Consider the following 18,129-nt stretch of genomic DNA (forward strand, 5'->3'; position numbering starts at 1 on the left):
ACGATGATGCAAAGTGCCGCGATCGACCGACGCAGCTTCGTCAAGGCGGCCGGCCTTGGCTTCCTTGCTTCTTTGGCGCCGAGGTCGCTGATGGCACTGGAGCGGGCCGATGCGGTCTATGCCTCGGGCATTCGGGCAGCCGACGGCTCCTTTGCCATTGCGACCGTGACCGAGCGCGGCGAGATCGTCGATCAGGTGGGCCTTCCCGCCCGCGCCCATGGCATGGCGTTCAGCGCCAGCACCGGCAAGACTGTCGCCTTTGCACGCCGGCCCGGCACCTATGCGATGATCTTCGATCCCTGGAACAAAAGCGAGCCGATCGTCATCAGCTCCAGGGAGGACCGGCATTTCTACGGCCACGGCGCCTTCTCTCCTGACGGCCGTTTGCTCTACGCCAGCGAGAACGACTTCGACGGCAATCGCGGCATGATCGGCCTCTACGACGCCACCGACCGCTTCACTCGCATCGGCGAATTCGAGACCTACGGCATCGGTCCGCACGACATGACCGTGTCCGACGACGGACGCCTGCTCATCGTCGCCAATGGCGGCATCGAGACGCATCCGGATTTCGGCCGCACCAAGCTCAATCTCGGAGAGATGCAGCCGTCGCTTGTTCTGATCGATGCGGCAACCGGTGCGCTGGTCGAAAAACATGTGCTGCCGGCGGAATGGGCAGAACTCTCCACCCGCCATGTCGATCTCGACGGCGAGGGCCGCATCTGGTTCGCCTGCCAGTATGAAGGCCACCGCAAGGATTTACCGCCGCTCGTCGGCCATTTCGCCAAGGGGGAGAATCTTACCTTCATCGACCTGCCGGAGGAGACGACGCGCAGGCTTGCCAATTACGTCGGGGCGATCGCCGTCAATCGCAGCGAAGGTCTCGTCGGCATCACCTCGCCGAAGGGCGGCGCCTCGGTGACACTTGACGCAAAGTCGGGCAAGGTGCTGGCCGAGACTTCCGTTCCGGATGCAGCAGGCATCGCGCCGGCAAGAAGCGGCTTTGCCGTTTCCTCCTATGACGGCGATTTCCTGTCGACCCGCAGCGATGTCGCCTGGGACCAGCACATTGTCCGGATCTAATCGGCGCGGGAATAGGCTTTCTGCTCGGCGCTAACGCTCGATGCCGCGGCCCTTGCCGCCTCGTGCAACCAGTCGTTTCCCCGCGCCGCCAAATCCTTCAGGATCGCCGCAACCGCCGCCGCATCGTCAGAATGGCAATTGGCGATTTCAAAGCCCATCAGTTCCAGCATCGTCGGCGAAAGCAGGATCTCGGGATGCCGGTCGATTTCGATCTTGCAGCTGTTCGGCGAGAGCCGGCGCATGAGGATGCGGCCGGAGACCCGGTAGTGAGGATCAGCTGAGCGCGCCCGCCCATTGGCGATCTCGCTTGCATGGATCGCCACATCCTGCGGCCTGTGGCGAAGCGACCAGGCGGACGGCAGCAGCGCCTTCGCCTCGCGCAGCACCGGCCCACCCTGCCATTCGGCATAGGCGACGAACCGCGGCCGACCGAGACTGCCGGTGCCGCCGCTGCGCGGCTTCGGCACGAAGGGTCCTGCCCCGGACGGCAGCGCGTCTGCGAGCGCCTTGGTGTAGGCTGATGGTGGCGGCTTGCTGCCGGGAAGCAACATCTCGTATTTCTCCCAGAATTCCCGGCGTTCGGAATTCGGCAGCAGCAGAGCCTTGCGCAGCCATTTGTGGTCGCGCTCGAGGATGACTGGCAACGGATTTTCAAGGCCCCGGCGATAGCCGCTCAAGATCAATTCGCCGATCATGCGAACCGAGGGACCGTCGTCGCCGCGGGCCAGGATGGCGCTTGCCGCAAGGCGAACGAGATCAAGTGCATAGGGCATCACCGCCGCGTCGTCGAAATCATTGACACCCCAGACGAGCCGGCCCTCGATATCGCGCCAAGTACCGAAATTCTCCAGATGCGTATCGCCGATCGCCAGCACCTCAGGCGCGCCTGACAGTTCCGGGCAGATATCGAGGATGATCTCGCACCAGCGCCAATAGGTAGCGCGCAGGAAGACGAAATCGCCGCTTCGCATCTTCTCGTGCTTCTCCCGGAGATCGTCCTTGACGAGATCGTCGCCGAGTTCGCCGGCCAGCCAGGTCTCGAAATTCCGGACCGATTGCGATATCGTTATCATGCCGGCACTCCATCATTTCGCGACGCGATGCGGAGAATACGCGCACCGCGCGAAGCTGCAATCGTCTTCGCATCGGATCGCCACAATCGAGCGGTAGTGGCCAGCGGTACCGGCCAGCTGTGCCGGCTTGCACGGCGGCGGAAAGGTGAAGGGTTGCCCCGGCGACACGGTCCCGGGTTTCCATCGCCGCCCGGACCGATTTCAACAATGTCCAGCTTGTCGAATGCGGCGCGCCATGCCACTTTCGCGGCTGCAAGAGGGGCAGACATGAGCGAGACTGACAGGGGCGATTTCCGCGCGCGAATCCGCCGCAATTTTGCGCGCCAGGCGGCGATGGAAACGATCGGCGCAGAGCTGACGCGCGTCGAGCACGGCGTCGTCGAGATCGAGCTTCCCTTCGACGTCAAACTGACACAGCAGCACGGCATCCTGCATGCGGGCATCATTTCCGCGGCGCTCGATTCGGCCTGCGGCTTTGCCGCCTATAGCGTTATCGACCCGGAAGCCTCGATCCTGACTATCGAGTTCAAGGTCAATCTCATGTCGCCGGGGCGGGGCGATCGTTTCCTGTTTCGCGGGGAAATCACCAAACCCGGCTCCACCATCATCGTCGCCGACGGACGAGGCTACGCGATCAGCGACGGGCCGGCGAAACTCATTGCCTCCATGACCGGAACGATGATGGTGATCCGCGGTAGAGAGGGCATTACGGGATGAAGTTCGAACTGAAATCGGTCGCGGGGAAATCCATCCTTTTCGTCATGGCGGCGGAGGCCGAATACGGTCCCTTCCTGCGTTCGCGCATCGAACCTTTGATGACCGGCGTCGGCCCGGTCGAGGCGGCCATCGCGCTGAGCAAAACATTGGCGCGGCTGGATGCCGTCGACGACCTGCCCGATCTCGTCGTGTCCCTCGGCTCGGCCGGCTCCGCGAAACTGGAGCAGACCGAAATCTATCAGGTGACCTCGGTTTCCTACCGCGACATGGACGCCTCGCCGCTCGGCTTCGAAAAGGGCAAGACACCCTTTCTAGACCTGCCGGCAACGCTCGATCTGCCGCTGCGCATTCCCGGCATTGCCGAAGCAAGCCTTTCCACCGGCGGCAACATCATTTCGGGCGCCGCCTATACCAATATCGACGCCGACATGGTCGATATGGAGACCTATGCGGTGCTGCGCGCCTGCCAGGGTTACAAGCTGCCGCTGATCGGCCTTCGCGGCATTTCCGACGGCGCCGTCGAGCTACAGCATATTTCGGGCTGGACCGAATATCTGCACATCGTCGACCGCAAGCTCTCTTACGGCGTCGACAGCCTGTTCACGGCGCTGGAGGACGGGGTTTTCTGGTTCTGAGCCCCTGAATGCGGGACAATTGGAACAATAAAAACCTGATGCCGCCGATTTCCCGGATTGCAAGGCGAGGCGCTTTTCATTAAAGCCTCGCCATGACCCAGACAGCACATCCCGACTCCGTTCTCATCGTCGATTTCGGCAGCCAGGTGACCCAGCTCATCGCACGACGCGTGCGCGAGGCCGGCGTCTATTGCGAGATCGTTCCCTTCCAATCGGCCGAAGAGGGCTTCCACCGCCTGCAGCCGAAGGCCGTGATCCTGTCCGGCAGCCCGGCTTCCACGGTGGACGAGGGATCGCCGCGAGCGCCCCAGATCATCTTCGACAGCGGTCTGCCGGTGTTCGGCATCTGCTATGGCCAGCAGACGATGTGCATGCAGCTCGGCGGCAAGGTCGAGAGCGGCCATCACCGCGAATTCGGCCGCGCCTTCCTCGAGGTCGACAGGGACTGCCAGCTGTTCGAGGGCCTCTGGTCCTCCGGCTCGCGCCATCAGGTCTGGATGAGCCATGGCGACCGCGTCACCGCGCTGCCGGATGGTTTCGAAGTGGTCGCCACCTCCTCCAACGCGCCTTACGCCTTCATCGCCGACGAGAAGCGTAAATATTACGGCGTGCAGTTCCACCCGGAAGTCGTGCATACGCCGGACGGCGCCAAGCTGATCGGCAATTTCATTCACAACATTGCCGGCATCAAGGGTGACTGGTCGATGTCGGCCTATCGCCAGAAGGCGGTCGAGCAGATCCGCGCGCAGGTGGGCGACAAGCGCGTCATCTGCGCGCTTTCGGGCGGCGTCGACAGTTCCGTCGCGGCTCTCCTGATCCACGAGGCCGTCGGCGACCAGCTGACCTGCATCCTCGTTGACCACGGGCTGATGCGCAAGGACGAGGCGGCCGGCGTCGTCGCCATGTTCCGCGAGCACTACAATCTGCATCTCTTGCATGTCGATGCCGCCGACCGCTTCATCGGCGAACTCGAAGGCGTCAGCGACCCGGAAACCAAGCGCAAGATCATCGGCCGGCTGTTCATCGAGACCTTCGAGGAAGAGGCAAAGAAGCTCGGCGGCGCCGATTTCCTCGGCCAGGGCACGCTCTATCCCGACGTGATCGAGAGCGTTTCCTTCACCGGCGGCCCGTCGGTGACGATCAAGTCGCACCACAATGTCGGCGGCCTGCCGGAGCGCATGAAGATGCAGCTTGTCGAGCCGCTGCGCGAGCTCTTCAAGGACGAGGTGCGCGCGCTCGGCCGCGAACTCGGCCTGCCCGACAGCTTCATCGGCCGCCACCCCTTCCCAGGCCCCGGCCTGGCGATCCGCTGCCCCGGCGGCATCACCCGCGAAAAGCTGGAGATCCTGCGCGAAGCCGATGCGATCTATCTCGACGAAATCCGCAAAGCCGGCCTCTACGACGCCATATGGCAGGCCTTCGCCGTGCTGCTCCCCGTCCAGACCGTCGGCGTCATGGGCGACGGGCGCACCTATGAATTCGTCTGCGCGCTGCGCGCCGTCACCTCCGTCGACGGCATGACGGCGGACTTCTACCACTACGACATGGAATTCCTCGGCCGCGCCGCCACCCGCATCATCAACGAGGTGCGCGGCATCAACCGCGTCGTTTATGATGTGACGAGCAAGCCGCCCGGCACGATCGAGTGGGAGTGAGCGAAACGGCAATCGTGGCTTAGTTTCGACGGCAGTTTGCGCTGCCCATCGGCTGCCATTCCCATTGTTCCTCGCTCTCGCTTGGTGATGTTGGATCTCGCAGCTTCGGCCAGTGCCTGGTTTTTTGCGCGTCTAAGCCTGCACGACCGAAGCGCTTCGCGGAAGCGCGATGAAATAGACGAGCAGCCCTGCAGCGGTCAGCACAAATCCGGCAAGCGGTGAAAAGAGGACGCTGTATCCCGCAGCGATGACCAGTCCACCGCCCCAAGCCCCAAGAGCATTCGCCACATTGAGAGCGGCCAGGTTCATCGCCCCCATCAGTGTCGGGGCTTCCGGTGCAAAATGCGTCATCCGCACCTGAATGGTTGGAATCGCCGCCATCATAGCAGCACCCACGCCGAAGAGGCAGGGCATGAAAACCCATGCGTTCGTCCCAAAGCTCGACAAGATAACAAGGAGGATCAGCGTTATCCCGTATCCAAGGATGAGGCCGCGAAACGCAAAAGTGTCTGCGAGCTGACCACCGACTGCGTTGCCGACCGTCATGCCAACGCCAAAGACACCAAGCGCAAGGGGGATCGCGGATTGATCGAGCTGCACCACATCGGTCACCAATGGTCCGATAAAGGCATAGACCGCAAAAATGCTTGATATTCCGAGCGCCGCAACGAAGATCATTGCCCAAACATTCCATCGACGAAGCCCGGATAACTCATGGAGGACCGAGCCTCCGTTAAGGGCTTCCGTGCGCGGCACGAACAGGAACAGCGCAAGAAACGCGACTGCGCCGAGCGCGGCCATGGCGAGATAGGTGTTCCGCCACCCGAGCGTCTGACCAAGGAAGGTTGCCAAGGGCGAACCGAAGATCGTTGCGATCGTCAGTCCGGTCATGACCAGCGCGAAAGCCTTTCCGGCGCGGTCTGCGCCGAAGAAATAGGCCGCGACAACCGCTCCCGCTCCAAAATAGGCGCCTTGCGGCACGCCGCTTATGAACCGGGCGGCCGCAAACAGGCCGATATTGCTCGCCATCGATGAGAGGACGTTTCCAATTACCCATAGCGCCATCAGACACAGCAGCAAAGTCCGACGATTGAGTCTGGCCGCGACAAGCGTGGCGAGCGGCGCGCCAAGGACGACGCCGAAAGCATATCCGGTAATCGCATTCGTCGCCGTTGGAATATCGATGCCGAAGTCTTCGGCATATAATTGTATGATGCCCATGCTGGCGAATTCTGACGTTCCGATACAGAAACTGCCCAGTGCAAGCGAGAAAAGAGCCAGCGCCTGGCTCTCATGGTGAGCACTGGACGGGGCAAACTTCGTTGCCTGGCATTGTGCTTCGTAGGCCTTTCCAAACATCGACCGATCTCCAATCCGGTGGGTGCACGAGGCATAATTTTAGAAGATGCGCCGGCGCTAGCGCTTGAAGACGATCATCTTCTCCGCGGTCATTTCGCGCGCCGTAAAGGGAATGCCGCCAACGCCGTAACCGGATTCGCGCCGGCCGGCAAAAGGCATCCAGTCGGTGCGGAACGCGCTGTGATCGTTCACCATCACCGCCGAAGCGTCGAGCTTTTCGGCCGCGTTGAACGCGACATCCAGATCGCGTGTGAAAATGCTGGCTTGAAATGCTACCGGCAGGGAATTTGCGGCAGCAATCGCATCCTCGACCTCGTCATATCCGTAAACGCAGGTGACAGGCCCGAAAATCTCATGCGTCGAGACCTTGGTGTCGCGCGGTGGATCGACGAGTATGGCCGGCCTGAGCGTGGTATCGCTCAGGCGTCCGCCGCCGATCCGACGGGCTCCTGCCGTTGAGGCTTCATCGATCCACGTCTCGACCCGCGTGGCTTCGTCAGGCGTGATCAGGGGGCCGACCTCTGTTTCGGCGCGGGTGGGATCGCCGACACGGAGTTGGTCGACCCGCGCGGCGAACCGCTCGATGAAAGCCTCCTTGAGTTCGGCGTGTACATAAATGCGCTGGACGGACACGCATACCTGGCCAGCATGATAATAGCCGCCTTTGGCAAGGGGTTCGATGATCTCGTCGAGTTTGGCACTCCGGTCGACAATGACGGGTGCGACGCCGCCATGCTCAAGGGCGCAACGGGTGCCGGGAGCCAGGTTTGCGCGCAGGCGCCAGCCCACTTCCGCTGACCCGATGAAGCTCAGGAACGCGATGCGCGCATCGCTCGCAAACGCGCTTGACAGAATGCGACTTTCGGGAAGAAAGGCCTGCACCCAGCCCTCCGGCATCCCGGCCTGATGAACCAGCTTGACCAGTTCGAGACAACAAAGCGGCGTAGCTGCTGCCGGCTTGATGATGACGGGGCAGCCGGTTGCAATCGCCGGTGCCACCTGATGGACGATGAGATTGAGCGGGTGATTGAAGGCGGAAATGGCGGCCACGACACCGATCGGCTCCTGAATGGTCCAGGCACGTCGATTGTCACTTGCCTGCGTAAGGCCCATCGGGATCTCGACGCCACCGCGGGTCCGCAGCACGTCGGCAGCATTCCGAATGCCGTCGATCGCGCGGTCGGTCTCGACGAGCGCGTCGGTGTAGGGCTTGCCGCCTTCGCATGCAATGCGCTTGGCGAAGACCTCGCGCTGCAGCGCGACAAGGTCTGCTAGTCTCCGCAGCACTGCCATCCGTTCATGCGGCGCAAGCCAGTCGTTGCGATTCAGAAAGCGTGCGCGCGCAGTCTCGAGCTTCGATTCCAAGGCCGCGGCATCGTCCGTCGACAGATCGGCGATGTGTTTCCGATCAAAGGCTTGCACCACTTCAAGCATGGATGTTCTCCGATCCTCGACAGAACTACGACACGGCTACCGCCTCGAGTACCAGCGCCGACCGCTCTGCCAGCGAAGGAATGCGCGCCAGATAATCCTGGTAGTGCGGCGTCCGGCGATGCGCCTCCACCGCCTCACCGTCGCGATAGAGCTCATCCAGAACGTAGCGCTCGGGAACGGCCTGGTCGCGCCAGACATCCCAGCGCAGATTGCCGGGTTCGGCTCTGCAAAGCGGTGCCATGCCAACAAGCAGTGATCGCAGGTCGGCGGCTTTGCCGGGGTGAGCAGTAAGGACGGCAGTGATCTTGGCCGGCGATTGAGTCATGCGATAGGCTCCCGATAAAATGCGCAAGTGCACTCGTTTGAGCGGGCGGGGCGAGCGCGGTCGCGGTATGGGGGGCACGCCCGAATGTTTCAGCCTGCATCTCATCAATTCACGCCGGAACGGCAGCCCGTTTGAGGGCGGCGACCAGTTCTTTTCCCAGCGCTCCCGCCGAGGCGGGGTTCTGGCCGGTGATAAGGCGGCCATCAACGACGACGTGAGGTTCCCAGTTGGATGCAGAGGAGTACTCGGCACCCTCCGCCCTTAACGCATCCTCAAGTTCGTAAGGCACGTCATCGCGGGCGTAGTCGTATTCTTCCTTCTTCGAGAACGACGTAAGCTTCTTGCCGCGCACGAACGGCGTGCCATCACCGAGGTCGACGCTGAGCAACGCGCACGGACCGTGACAAACAGCGGTTACGAGCTTTCCGGTGGTCCAGGCGCGCACGATGGCCCTCTGGACATCCGCGTTACGCTGGATGTCGACCATGGGGCCGAGGCCACCGGGCACCAGGATGGCGTCGTAGTCCGCAGCGTCCACTTCGGACAACTTTCGGCTATGATTCAGGCGACGAAAGGCCTTGCTTTCGAGAAACTCTTTTTGGGCGGGGTCTTTCTCGTCGTACGCGTCGTAGGGCGTCCATCCGCCAGCGGGAGACGCGAACTCTACGGCGATCCCCGCCTTGTCGAGCACGTCGAAAGGATGAGCGACCTCGGCGAAAAAGAAGCCGGTCTTGCGATTGTGCGGACCGATCACGGCTGCGTTGGTGACGATGAACAGGACATGTTGAGTCACAATCTTCTCCTTGAATAAATTATGATGCGTTCAAATATTGGGTTTCATTCGGACATGAAGTCACTTCGGGCGCGGGATACTTGGCGCGGCAGTAATCCGGTCTCGTTGCGCCCTCACGCTGTCAGAACGTCACGACGGCACGCCCAACGATTTTATTGTCGCGCATCAGGTCGATATATTCGTTGATGTCGTCGAAGGAGATCGTCTTGATCGTGTGCTGGATTTTGCCTTCGGCCGCGAGCGCCATTACCTCGGTGAGATCCGCGTTGTTGCCCCAGAACGATCCGTGAAAAGTCTGCTCACCCGACACGCGGGGGAACAACGGGATATCGATGCGATCGCCGATGAACCCGACATCGGCATAGTGGCCGCTGATCGCCAACCGCGAGAAGGCGAGCTGCATCATCTCGGTCGCGCCGGCGCAATCGATGATCGCATCGAACTTGTCCTGGCCAGTGGCTTTCTTGAGCTCCTTGCCAACGTCCTCGGAGGACTTGCCTTCTATGGCGATGATATGATCCGCGCCATATTTCTTGGCCACCTGCAACTTTTCTTCATTGCGGGCGACCGCGACCACCGGACCGCCGGCGCCAAGCAATTTGGCATATTGGACGGCGTATGCTCCGAGCCCACCGATGCCGAACACACCGATCACCCGATCCGGGCCGAGGCCACCGGCGTTACGGATTTTCTTGAGGCCGCGGTAGGGCGTCAGCCCGGCGTCGGTCAGCGGCGCAAGCTGCTCGAACTTCAGGTGTTTCGGCACCTTAATCACATAGCGTGCCGGTACCGGGATATATTCCGCGAAGCCACCATCGCGGCCGAAGCCGGGCCAGCGGACATTGGGACAGATGTGCGTATCGCCGACCATGCAATGGCGGCAGACACCGTCGCCCCAACCGGGTGCGACCACCACGTGATCGCCTTCCTCGATACCAGCAACCTTTGGCACGACGCTGCCGATTTTCTCGATCGTGCCCGTAATTTCATGGCCGGGAATGACCGGTGGGGGGATATTGCCATAGCCCTGGAAGAAGCCGTCGATCAGCAACACATCCGACCGGCACATACCGCAGGCGGCAACCTTCACCAGCACCTCGTCGGGCTGAATATCGGGGACCGGTATATCCTCGAGAACCAGGGCCTTTTTATACTCCAAGATGCGCGCTGCTTTCATCGCAAGTCTCCCTACGGTTTCGCGTTTGGTGAAATTGCTTCTGCTGCCGCCATGGCGACCGCGATGTCTTGCTCGACCGAACCGGCGCTCGTGCCGACCGCGCCGATGATCTGGTCGTCGTACTTTACCGGCAGACCACCGCCGAAGATCACGACATTGCCACCATTGCTCTGTTCGATCCCGAACAGCGGTGCGCCCGGCTGAGCGAGCTCGGCAAGATATTCCGTCGTCTTGTCGAACATGCGCGCTGTCTTCGCCTTACTGATCGCAAGATCGATGCTCCCGGCGAGCGCACCGTCCTGGCGGGTGAATGCGATCAGCGCGCCTCCGGCATCGACCACCGCGATATTATAGGGGATGCCGAGGTTGGCTGCCTTGGCCTCGCCGGCCTGCAGCATCTGCTTCGCATCCGACAGCGTCAGTGTGTTGAGCGTGCGAGGCATGCGGCCGTTCCTTCGATCCGGTTTCCGCTCTGTCAGTCCGACACGAGCGCTACCGGGAATGGCCACCGGAGGTAGAGCGCGCAAATGCCTGAATGTTTTCCTGCCGACCGACTTGCGCCCGGACCAACCGGTTCAGCCTTTTCTCAAGTTGGCTTGGGAACGTAAATAGCATCGAGGCGCTGACGGCGCCGGTTAAAAAAGGTAAATTTAATGCAGCCGTGGAGATTACCTCGGCCATGCCCGAGCTTGAGTCCGTGTCGTCGCAGCAAAGGGAGCTACAATGGAAGAATTGGAAGAGGCCAACGTAACAACCTATTGTTTCGGCGACTGCCGCTTCATTCCCGCTCGCCAGTTGTTGCTTCATCGCGATGTTCCAATCCGTGTCGGATCCCGTGCGATCGATCTACTTCATGCGCTCGTGCGCCGGTCTGGTATCGTTGTCAGTAAGGACAAGCTCTTTCGCGCAGCCTGGCCGAACGTTTTCGTCGATGAGAGCAACCTCAAGGTCAACATCGCAGTGTTGCGGCGCGCTCTGGCGCAGGTTGAGCCCGACCTAACTTGCATCGCAACCGTGCCGGGCCGCGGCTATCGGTTCGTCGCGCCACTGCGCGTCCTCGGTGGTGCTGACGAGGCAGCTCTTTCCGACGCGGTCAGAGGCATTACAGGGGAATTGCCGGCCCCACCGGCGCTGATCGGGCGCGACGAGGCTATGGCCGACCTCGCCGGCGCGCTTGCCGAGACCAGGCTGCTTACAATTGTCGGCCCGCCCGGCGTCGGCAAGACGAGCGTAGCAGTCGCCACCGCATGGCGGGTCGGTGAGAGCTTGAAGGACGGCGTCTGCTTCGTCGATCTTGCGGCGATCGATTCTCCGCAGCTGGTAGCGCCGGCAATTGCCTTTGCGTGTGGCCTGAACAGCAATCTCGTCAATATCCTGGCAGGTCTTGTCGAAATGTTGCGCGACCGTGAATTGTTGCTGGTGCTCGACAATTGCGAACATGTGTTGAACGCCGCGGCGACGGTTGCAGACCACCTCAATCACGCGCTTCCGAGGCTTCTCGTCGTCACGACGAGTCGGGAGCCACTCCGGTGCAGGCGGGAGTCGGTCTATCGTCTCGCGCCGCTTCGCTTTCCGCCCGCGGGGAGCGAGCTGGACGCGGCGGCGGCGTTAGGCTTTTCGGCCGTAGAATTGCTGGTACAGCGCGCGGTGACGCAGGGATATCGGCTCGACGATGCGGACGCCTCTTCGCTCGCGGCCATCAGCCGTCGCCTCGATGGTATCGCGCTGGCGATAGAATTGGCGGCGCCGCGGCTGTCCACCGATGGGCCCGCCAAGCTGGCCGACCTGTTGGAGAATGCCTTCGATGCGTTTGTGTTGCAGGGGAACGCGGCGGCGCCTCGGCATATGACGCTGACGGCGATGCTGGACTGGAGCTATAGGTTACTTCCCGTGCGCGAAGCATGTCTGCTGCATCATCTGTCACTATTTAGTGGAACTTTCACGCTGAACGATGTTGTCGGCGTCTGCGGCCATCTCGGGTCGGCAGAGGATGTCGGGGCATGGCTGGAGAGCCTTGCCGCCAGATCGTTGTCGTCTGTCAGCTATCATAGCGGACACCGATACTATCGCCTCCTTGACAGCACGCGCAGCTTCGCCAGCGAACGCCTTCGCGCGAGCGGCGAAGAGCAGGCGGCGATGGCGAGCTACACGCACTACCTGCTGGCTGTGTTCGAACAAGGCGAAGTCGAGTGGAACTGGCGAGCGCGCGAAGACTGGACCGCACGTTACGGCCGTTGGGGAAATGATCTCCACCGAGCCATCGATTGGGCGTGGCGTGATGGACACAACAGGGAACTCGGCATCCGGCTGACCGCAGCCGCCATTCCACTGTGGAACGAGTTGTCCTCCCTCTCAGAGACCCGAACGCGCGTGGCTGAAGTGGTGGAGGGGCTCAATGGTCTGGCTATGGACGATGTTGTGCTCAGATTGAAACTCGTGTCGGCGCACGCCCTCAATCTCAATTTCGGCGATGATCGTGGACCGGAGATTGAAGCGGCGTGGCGTGAAGCGAGGACCCTTGCCGACGAAACCGGGAATGTCGAGTACCGGTTGCGAACGACGATGGGCTGGGCCGGCGCGAAGACATTCGCCGGAAATCATCGCCAAGTCCTGTCCGCCCTGTCCGAACTCCGCGGCCTCCTCAACCAGGAAGGAGGTCACTCGGCGGTGCCCGATGTCACGAGACTGGAATTGGTCAACCGTTTCTACTGCGGCGATATCGAGACTTCGGTCGCGGGCCTCAAGGCGTTGGCACACAGTCATTCCACGGTCGCCTATCGCTCGCAGACGTCGAGGTTTCAACTCGATCGCTTCGTCGGAATACGGTCCTATCTCGCGCCGATGCTGTGGGTAGTCGGCGAGCATCGGGAGGCCTTCGATGTGGCGCAGGAATGCATTTCGGCCGCAACGACGATCGGCCATCCCGTCTCGCACATGCATGCGTTGGCGGTGGGGGGACTTTCTGTATCGCTTTGGTGTGGCCTTCTTGATGTGGCGCAGGACCAGTTGACGCGGCTGGAAGCGCAGTACCAAATCTGTCAGCTGGACATTTGGCCCCCCCTTATTCGATTCTATCGGGCTGCCATCGACACCGCTGGCCGTGACGCGCAGGCGGTAGACAGAATGCGTGACGCTATCGGCGGACTCAGGAGCCGCAATCTGCGGATTCATTTCGCAATGAACCTCGCAATGCTCGCGGACGCCGCTCTGTCCCATAATCGTCTCGATGTCGCGCGCGCCGTCGCGGCAGAAGCCAGCGATTGTCTGGAGCGGGACGAGGTTTGGTGTCGCTCAGAGTTGTTCCGCGTCATTGGCCTGACGCGGTGGCGCGAAGGTGATGTCCTTTCCGCCGCGGAAAATTTGGCCACGGCGGTGCGGGTGGCGCAGCGAAGCGGCGCTCTAACCCTCGAATTGCGCGCTGCGACCCAACAGGCCAAACTCGCGCTGCAAACTGGACATGGTGATATCACGCTAAGTCACTTGGCCTCCGTGTACCAACGCTTCGAAAGCGGCTTGCATACCGCCGATGTGGTCGCGGCGCGCGACCAGCTGGAGGTTGGTCAGATGATCTCACGGGGCAGCTCTTAATCTGCCCACCTCAAATCGTGATTGGGGCCGCCGCCCAATGCTTCTTTGGAGGATGAAGAGGAGGGTGACATGTCGGGTGTCGAAAACGACGCTGATCGCGTCTGCCGGCGGCGCGAAAGGGCTTCCCGTCCAGACCGTCGGCGTCATGGGGGATGGCCGCACCAAGACCAGACTTCCGCGGCGATTTTCATCTGGCGAATCCCGAGATCAAGCCGGAACGTAGGTCAACCTGATCACATCCTCGCCAATCCGGTCATGAGCCATCAGGCGGAGCGGCGGCCGGGGTCCGGCGAAATATGGCTTGCCGTGACCGAGCACGACGGGGTGCAGGTAGATTCGATACTCATCAATCAGGCCAAGTTCGGTGAGGCTTTGCGCCAAATTGGGGCCGGCAACTTCGATCTCCCCGTCGCGTTCTGCCTTCAGCGCGCGGATCGCGGCCGCAAGATCTTCCCCAACAAGCATGGCGTTGGGACCGACCGACTTCAACGAGCGCGAGACGACCCATTTCGGCTGGTTCCGCCACGCCGCCGCGAAGGCCTGTCGCTCTGCATCCCATTCAGGATGTTCGTCGTCCCAGTAACGCATGACCTCATACATCTGGCGACCGTACACACTGCCCGCCTGCCGCTGAGCCTCTTCGATGAAGTGGCGGAAGAGTGTCGGGCTTGGTGCAAACGCCATATGATCGACGTAGCCGTCCAGCGACTGGTTCATTCCGAACACAAGCTTAGCCATCTTCACTTCCTTTCCTAAAACGGCATATCCGCGCGCAGACCTGCTTGCATTATGCAATCGGTTGGAAGTTAGCTCAACTGGTTTTATATCACAATTGGTTTTTGAAGCGCACATAGATCCGCGAGCTGATGGTCGCCAACCGGCCGGCCTGAGGTGGACAACGACCTGTCCGCTACCAGCGATCAGCATGGACAAGCCGCCGTCAGAGGACGCTATTTCAGCGGCAGAAACAGCTCCGCCACCGCCTCATGCTCCGCCACCTCCGGGAAGAAGCTCAGCCGCTGGCAATAGATCGGGAAGTCGCGCACTTCCTCGCCGCTGGCCGGAAGCCAGTCGCGATAAAGGTAGAGCGCGGCGGGCTCCAGATTGTCGGTGTTGCCGACGACACGCAGCACCGCGCAGCGTCCGCCAGGGATCTCGCCGGCTTTGATCTCCTCGCCATTCGCCTCGATCGCTTGATCGGTCCCGACACAAAGGTCCACGCTATAATCGGCAGGCGACTGAGGACGCCGCTCTGAACGCCAGACATTGAAGGTCGGACTTGTCCTGGGGTGCAGGCCAGCGGCCTTGCGCCAGGCGATGAACCGCTGGATGGTGGCGCCGAGCGTGGCCGGGTCGCCCCGATGCTCCATGATCGCCACCGGCGTGGTGGGCACATTGCGAATCTTCACGTCGTCAGTGGTAAAAGTCTTCTGCATGAGCTTGCTCCTTGCATTGTCGAGAGGCCCGAAGGCGGCAAGCCACGGCTCCCAGTCGGGAGACTTCCGGAACGACGAAGGCGATTGCCCGAACCGTTGCCGAAAGGCGCGGGCGAAGGCATCCGGTGCGTCGTAACCGGCATCCATCGCTATATCAGTGACGCGTTCTTCGTCCCTGTAGACCAGCCGGTATGAAGCGCGCTTCATGCGGGCAAGCTGGATATAGCGATGCACTGACAATCCGAAGGTCGCCGTAAACTGCCGGTGGAAATGAAACTTCGAGAAGGCTGCGACACTGCTCAAAACGTCAAGATCGAGATCGTCATCGAGGTGCTGGTCGATATAATCCAGCACTCGCTGCATCCGCTCGTGATAGTTCCGAAGCGCTGCGGTCATTCGTTCTGGTCTCCGTGGCAGCTCAAACTAGATCCCTCAGGCAACGCAGCGCTCGACCGATCTTGCGGTTTGGCATGGATCAGCCGGCGAGCCGCCCGATCGGAGCATCTTGCGATCCTCGCCCGGCACTGTTATTCGCATTTCCTTCTTATAGGAGAATGCCTTTGTTTGCCGTCGCAACGATCCAGAACTCACCGGCTGCGGCGGTAGGGATAAAGGCGCTCGGCATCGTGACCGAGAGCTGATCCTCGCTCTATCGCTCGGCCTTTAGGGCGCCAATGCTGGCGCATATCGAATGTCGAGAAGACTATGATTATCGAACTAACGTCTCATGATTTTGACGCGCTGCTGAAGGGCATCGCGCCACGTCATCTGCGCCTTGTCCAAGACAGCGCCATTGCGCCTCCTGAAGTACTGGCGATGTTGAGCCGCCTCGCGGCTGACATCGGCGCGGAATTTTCGCCGTCGGCCTGGATGATCGTGGAGGATGACGAGATCGTCGGCCTTTGCTCTGTCATCAAGGTTCCCCAGGATGGAAAGATCCATATCGGCTATGGCGTTGCGCCTACCCGCCAAGGTCGGGGATGCACCACGCGGGCCATAGGGCAGTTGCTTCGGTGGGCGCGGAACGACCCTCGCGTAGCCCTGGTCTCTGCGGAGACCGGGGTCGACAACATCGCGTCCCAGCGCGTTCTTGAGCGCAATGGCTTTATCCGTATCGGCGAGCGTATCGATGCCGAAGACGGTCCGTTGATCTGCTGGGAAGCAATGACCGTTTAGGTTTGCAGGCCAGGGAACCCCAAACAGGAACCGGCCGACCGAGGTTCAATCACCTCGGCCGGCCGTTGTCATGAGGGAAATGACGACTGCGGATCCGAAGCCGGCTTCAGCGGCCGTAAGTGACCTCGACGGAGGCCTTGGCGAGCGTATTGGCCCTGACATAGAAGCCAACCATGGCGGCCGGCGCAGTCTCGGGAAGCGGCAGCTTGTCCACCGAGAGCGCGTAGACGGTAAACTGGTAGTGGTGCGGCTGATCGCCGGCCGGCGGGCATGCCCCGCCATATCCGGACATGCCAAAATCCGTGTGACCTTCGACGGCGCCTGCCGGAAGCGTCTTGTCACCGCTGGCGCCGGTGGCAATCTCCGCGGTATCTGCGGGAATGTTGAACACCGACCAATGCCACCAGCCCGAGCCGGTGGGAGCATCCGGATCGTAGGCCATGATGGCGAAGCTCTTGGTCGCCTCAGGCGCACCCGACCAGGTCAGTTCCGGCGAGATGTTCTTGCCCGAGCAGCCGAAGCTGTTGAAGACCTGCGCATCGGCCATCGCCTTGCCGGCAGCCAGATCCTTCGAGGTGAGCTTCATTTCGGCCTGTGCGGCCGTCGCGCCGAAGACGGAGGTAGCGAGAAGTACTGCTGTGATGAAACGCATGCTGTTTTCCTGCGGTTGATAATGCCGGAAAACTATCGTCACCGAGCAAGTGCATCTGCCCCGCGATGCTCAACTTCTACCCCGATCCGCTCAAAACGCTCGGCCCCGCCCCGCACATGGCGTGGATTGACGCCGAACCGCTCTTTGAACCGCGCTGCGAATTGAGAAGGGGAGTCGTAACCGACCTCAAGCGCAATCTGCGCCATCGGCAGGGTTGTCGTCTGGATGAGCCCCAAGGCGCGATTCATTCTTGTATCGCTCAAGATCTCACTGAAGCCGGTACTTTCGGCGGCGAGCTTGCGCCTGAGTGTCGCTTCGCTCATGTTGAACGAGCGCGCCGCGTGCCCCAGCGTCCAGTCAAAGGCCGTATCACTTTCGATCATCTGCCGCAGTCGGTCCTCGAGCCGAGGACTTTGGCATTGGCCCAGCACCGCTCCGCCGAGCGCAAACCAGGTGATCAGCTCCATCAAACGAGCCTTGGCAATGACGCCGGGAAGCCTCGTCAGATTGCCGGGCTGACAGCAATAGTCAAACAATGCCGCGGCTTCCTCCGGCAGGTTCGAGGTGCCTGCCGGGACAGGCCTCGATGGAACGGCGATCGATCCCATCCTGGTATAGGCTTCCTCGAAGAGCTGTCGCGGAACAGGGAGCGCCAGGGTCTGATACTTCTGCGGCGCCTTGGGAATGTTCTCCATCGTCAACGGTCTGTAGTCGGGCAGCAAGCCATAGGCGCCCGCCTCGAGGCGCAAAGCCTTGTCATCTGCCATGACAATCTTCGTTCCCGATTGCACCTGTATCAACAGGGGGCTGGTATTGACGAGACGAAAAAAACAGGCCCGCCCACCCTGACGGATCAAACTGGCCGGAACGGGAAAGACGTCGTCGAGCATATGTTCTCCGGCAACAGGATGGATGATCGTGGGGCTCCGGCCGCCAGGCCGTGATAATGGAGCTATGACCGGTAGAACCGGCATGAAGACGCCCGCCTCGCCACCACCGATCCCTTGAAGATCGGGAATAGCAAAA

17 protein-coding genes are annotated in these 18,129 nt (G+C 61.4%); 6 read left to right on the top strand and 11 right to left on the bottom strand.

Annotated features, from left to right (window positions below):
• Positions 1-3: 3 nt before the first annotated feature.
• A complete protein-coding gene (locus G9X67_RS24120) occupies positions 4-1,083 on the top strand; it encodes a DUF1513 domain-containing protein (protein ID WP_171599862.1) in 1,080 nt (359 codons plus the stop codon).
• On the opposite strand, the gene G9X67_RS24125 is transcribed toward G9X67_RS24120, so the two are convergent.
• On the bottom strand, positions 1,080-2,156 hold the full coding sequence (locus tag G9X67_RS24125; protein ID WP_171599863.1) for a DUF2252 family protein: 1,077 nt from the start codon (positions 2,154-2,156) through the stop codon (positions 1,080-1,082). The genes G9X67_RS24120 and G9X67_RS24125 overlap by 4 nt on opposite strands.
• Before the next feature lie 267 nt (positions 2,157-2,423).
• Between G9X67_RS24125 and G9X67_RS24130 the strand changes: the two genes are divergently transcribed.
• The 3 genes from G9X67_RS24130 (at position 2,424) to guaA (ending at position 5,163) form a co-directional block, all read left to right on the top strand.
• Positions 2,424-2,873, top strand: a complete 450-nt coding sequence (locus G9X67_RS24130) for a PaaI family thioesterase (protein WP_003544704.1) — start codon at positions 2,424-2,426, stop codon at positions 2,871-2,873.
• Entirely contained in the window at positions 2,870-3,508 is a 639-nt protein-coding gene (locus G9X67_RS24135) for a 5'-methylthioadenosine/S-adenosylhomocysteine nucleosidase (protein WP_138332231.1), read from the top strand. Before G9X67_RS24130 ends, G9X67_RS24135 begins: the two co-directional genes overlap by 4 nt.
• A gap of 92 nt (positions 3,509-3,600) precedes the next feature.
• Positions 3,601-5,163: a glutamine-hydrolyzing GMP synthase gene (gene guaA / locus G9X67_RS24140; protein WP_017962899.1), complete on the top strand. Its 1,563-nt coding sequence runs from the start codon at positions 3,601-3,603 to the stop codon at positions 5,161-5,163.
• 132 nt (positions 5,164-5,295) lie between these two features.
• Here the strand turns inward: guaA and G9X67_RS24145 are convergent, their stop codons facing one another.
• The 6 genes from G9X67_RS24145 to G9X67_RS24170 all read right to left on the bottom strand — a co-directional run bounded on the left by G9X67_RS24145 (position 5,296) and on the right by G9X67_RS24170 (position 10,694).
• Positions 5,296-6,522 (bottom strand): MFS transporter, encoded by a 1,227-nt coding sequence (locus G9X67_RS24145; protein ID WP_171599864.1) that lies wholly within the window; start codon positions 6,520-6,522, stop codon positions 5,296-5,298.
• 57 nt (positions 6,523-6,579) lie between these two features.
• A complete protein-coding gene (locus G9X67_RS24150) occupies positions 6,580-7,956 on the bottom strand; it encodes an aldehyde dehydrogenase family protein (protein WP_171599865.1) in 1,377 nt (458 codons plus the stop codon).
• Between the two features lie 25 nt (positions 7,957-7,981).
• Positions 7,982-8,281 (bottom strand): putative quinol monooxygenase, encoded by a 300-nt coding sequence (locus G9X67_RS24155; protein WP_018485256.1) that lies wholly within the window; start codon positions 8,279-8,281, stop codon positions 7,982-7,984.
• 109 nt (positions 8,282-8,390) lie between these two features.
• Positions 8,391-9,074 carry a DJ-1/PfpI family protein gene (locus G9X67_RS24160; RefSeq protein ID WP_171599866.1) on the bottom strand — a complete coding sequence of 228 codons (684 nt, stop codon included), beginning with the start codon at positions 9,072-9,074 and terminating at the stop codon, positions 8,391-8,393.
• Between the two features lie 121 nt (positions 9,075-9,195).
• Complete coding sequence (locus G9X67_RS24165) at positions 9,196-10,251, bottom strand: NAD(P)-dependent alcohol dehydrogenase (protein WP_171599867.1); 1,056 nt, start codon at positions 10,249-10,251, stop codon at positions 9,196-9,198.
• A gap of 11 nt (positions 10,252-10,262) precedes the next feature.
• Positions 10,263-10,694 carry a heme-binding protein gene (locus G9X67_RS24170; protein WP_171599868.1) on the bottom strand — a complete coding sequence of 144 codons (432 nt, stop codon included), beginning with the start codon at positions 10,692-10,694 and terminating at the stop codon, positions 10,263-10,265.
• A 280-nt stretch (positions 10,695-10,974) separates the two neighbouring features.
• On the opposite strand from G9X67_RS24170, the gene G9X67_RS24175 reads away from it, so the two are divergent.
• Positions 10,975-13,839 (top strand): winged helix-turn-helix domain-containing protein, encoded by a 2,865-nt coding sequence (locus tag G9X67_RS24175; protein WP_171599869.1) that lies wholly within the window; start codon positions 10,975-10,977, stop codon positions 13,837-13,839.
• A gap of 207 nt (positions 13,840-14,046) precedes the next feature.
• Here the strand turns inward: G9X67_RS24175 and G9X67_RS24180 are convergent, their stop codons facing one another.
• Positions 14,047-14,577 (bottom strand): dihydrofolate reductase family protein, encoded by a 531-nt coding sequence (locus G9X67_RS24180; RefSeq protein WP_138388401.1) that lies wholly within the window; start codon positions 14,575-14,577, stop codon positions 14,047-14,049.
• A 212-nt stretch (positions 14,578-14,789) separates the two neighbouring features.
• The gene (locus G9X67_RS24185) at positions 14,790-15,671 is read right to left on the bottom strand and encodes an AraC family transcriptional regulator (RefSeq protein WP_171599870.1); all 882 of its coding nucleotides are present in this window, start codon (positions 15,669-15,671) and stop codon (positions 14,790-14,792) included.
• A gap of 309 nt (positions 15,672-15,980) precedes the next feature.
• Here G9X67_RS24185 and G9X67_RS24190 point away from each other — a divergent pair, with 309 nt between their 5' ends.
• The gene (locus G9X67_RS24190) at positions 15,981-16,451 is read left to right on the top strand and encodes a GNAT family protein (RefSeq protein WP_210258965.1); all 471 of its coding nucleotides are present in this window, start codon (positions 15,981-15,983) and stop codon (positions 16,449-16,451) included.
• Between the two features lie 106 nt (positions 16,452-16,557).
• On the opposite strand, the gene G9X67_RS24195 is transcribed toward G9X67_RS24190, so the two are convergent.
• Together G9X67_RS24195 and G9X67_RS24200 are read right to left on the bottom strand one after the other, a co-directional pair.
• Complete coding sequence (locus G9X67_RS24195; protein ID WP_138332222.1) at positions 16,558-17,103, bottom strand: YbhB/YbcL family Raf kinase inhibitor-like protein; 546 nt, start codon at positions 17,101-17,103, stop codon at positions 16,558-16,560.
• A gap of 38 nt (positions 17,104-17,141) precedes the next feature.
• A complete protein-coding gene (locus tag G9X67_RS24200; RefSeq protein ID WP_138332221.1) occupies positions 17,142-17,993 on the bottom strand; it encodes a helix-turn-helix domain-containing protein in 852 nt (283 codons plus the stop codon).
• Between the last annotated feature and the right edge of the window lie 136 nt (positions 17,994-18,129).

Origin of the sequence: Rhizobium sp. WYCCWR 11152 (assembly GCF_013087615.1) — a bacterium.
In the GTDB taxonomy this organism is placed as follows: Bacteria; Pseudomonadota; Alphaproteobacteria; order Rhizobiales; family Rhizobiaceae; genus Rhizobium; species Rhizobium indicum.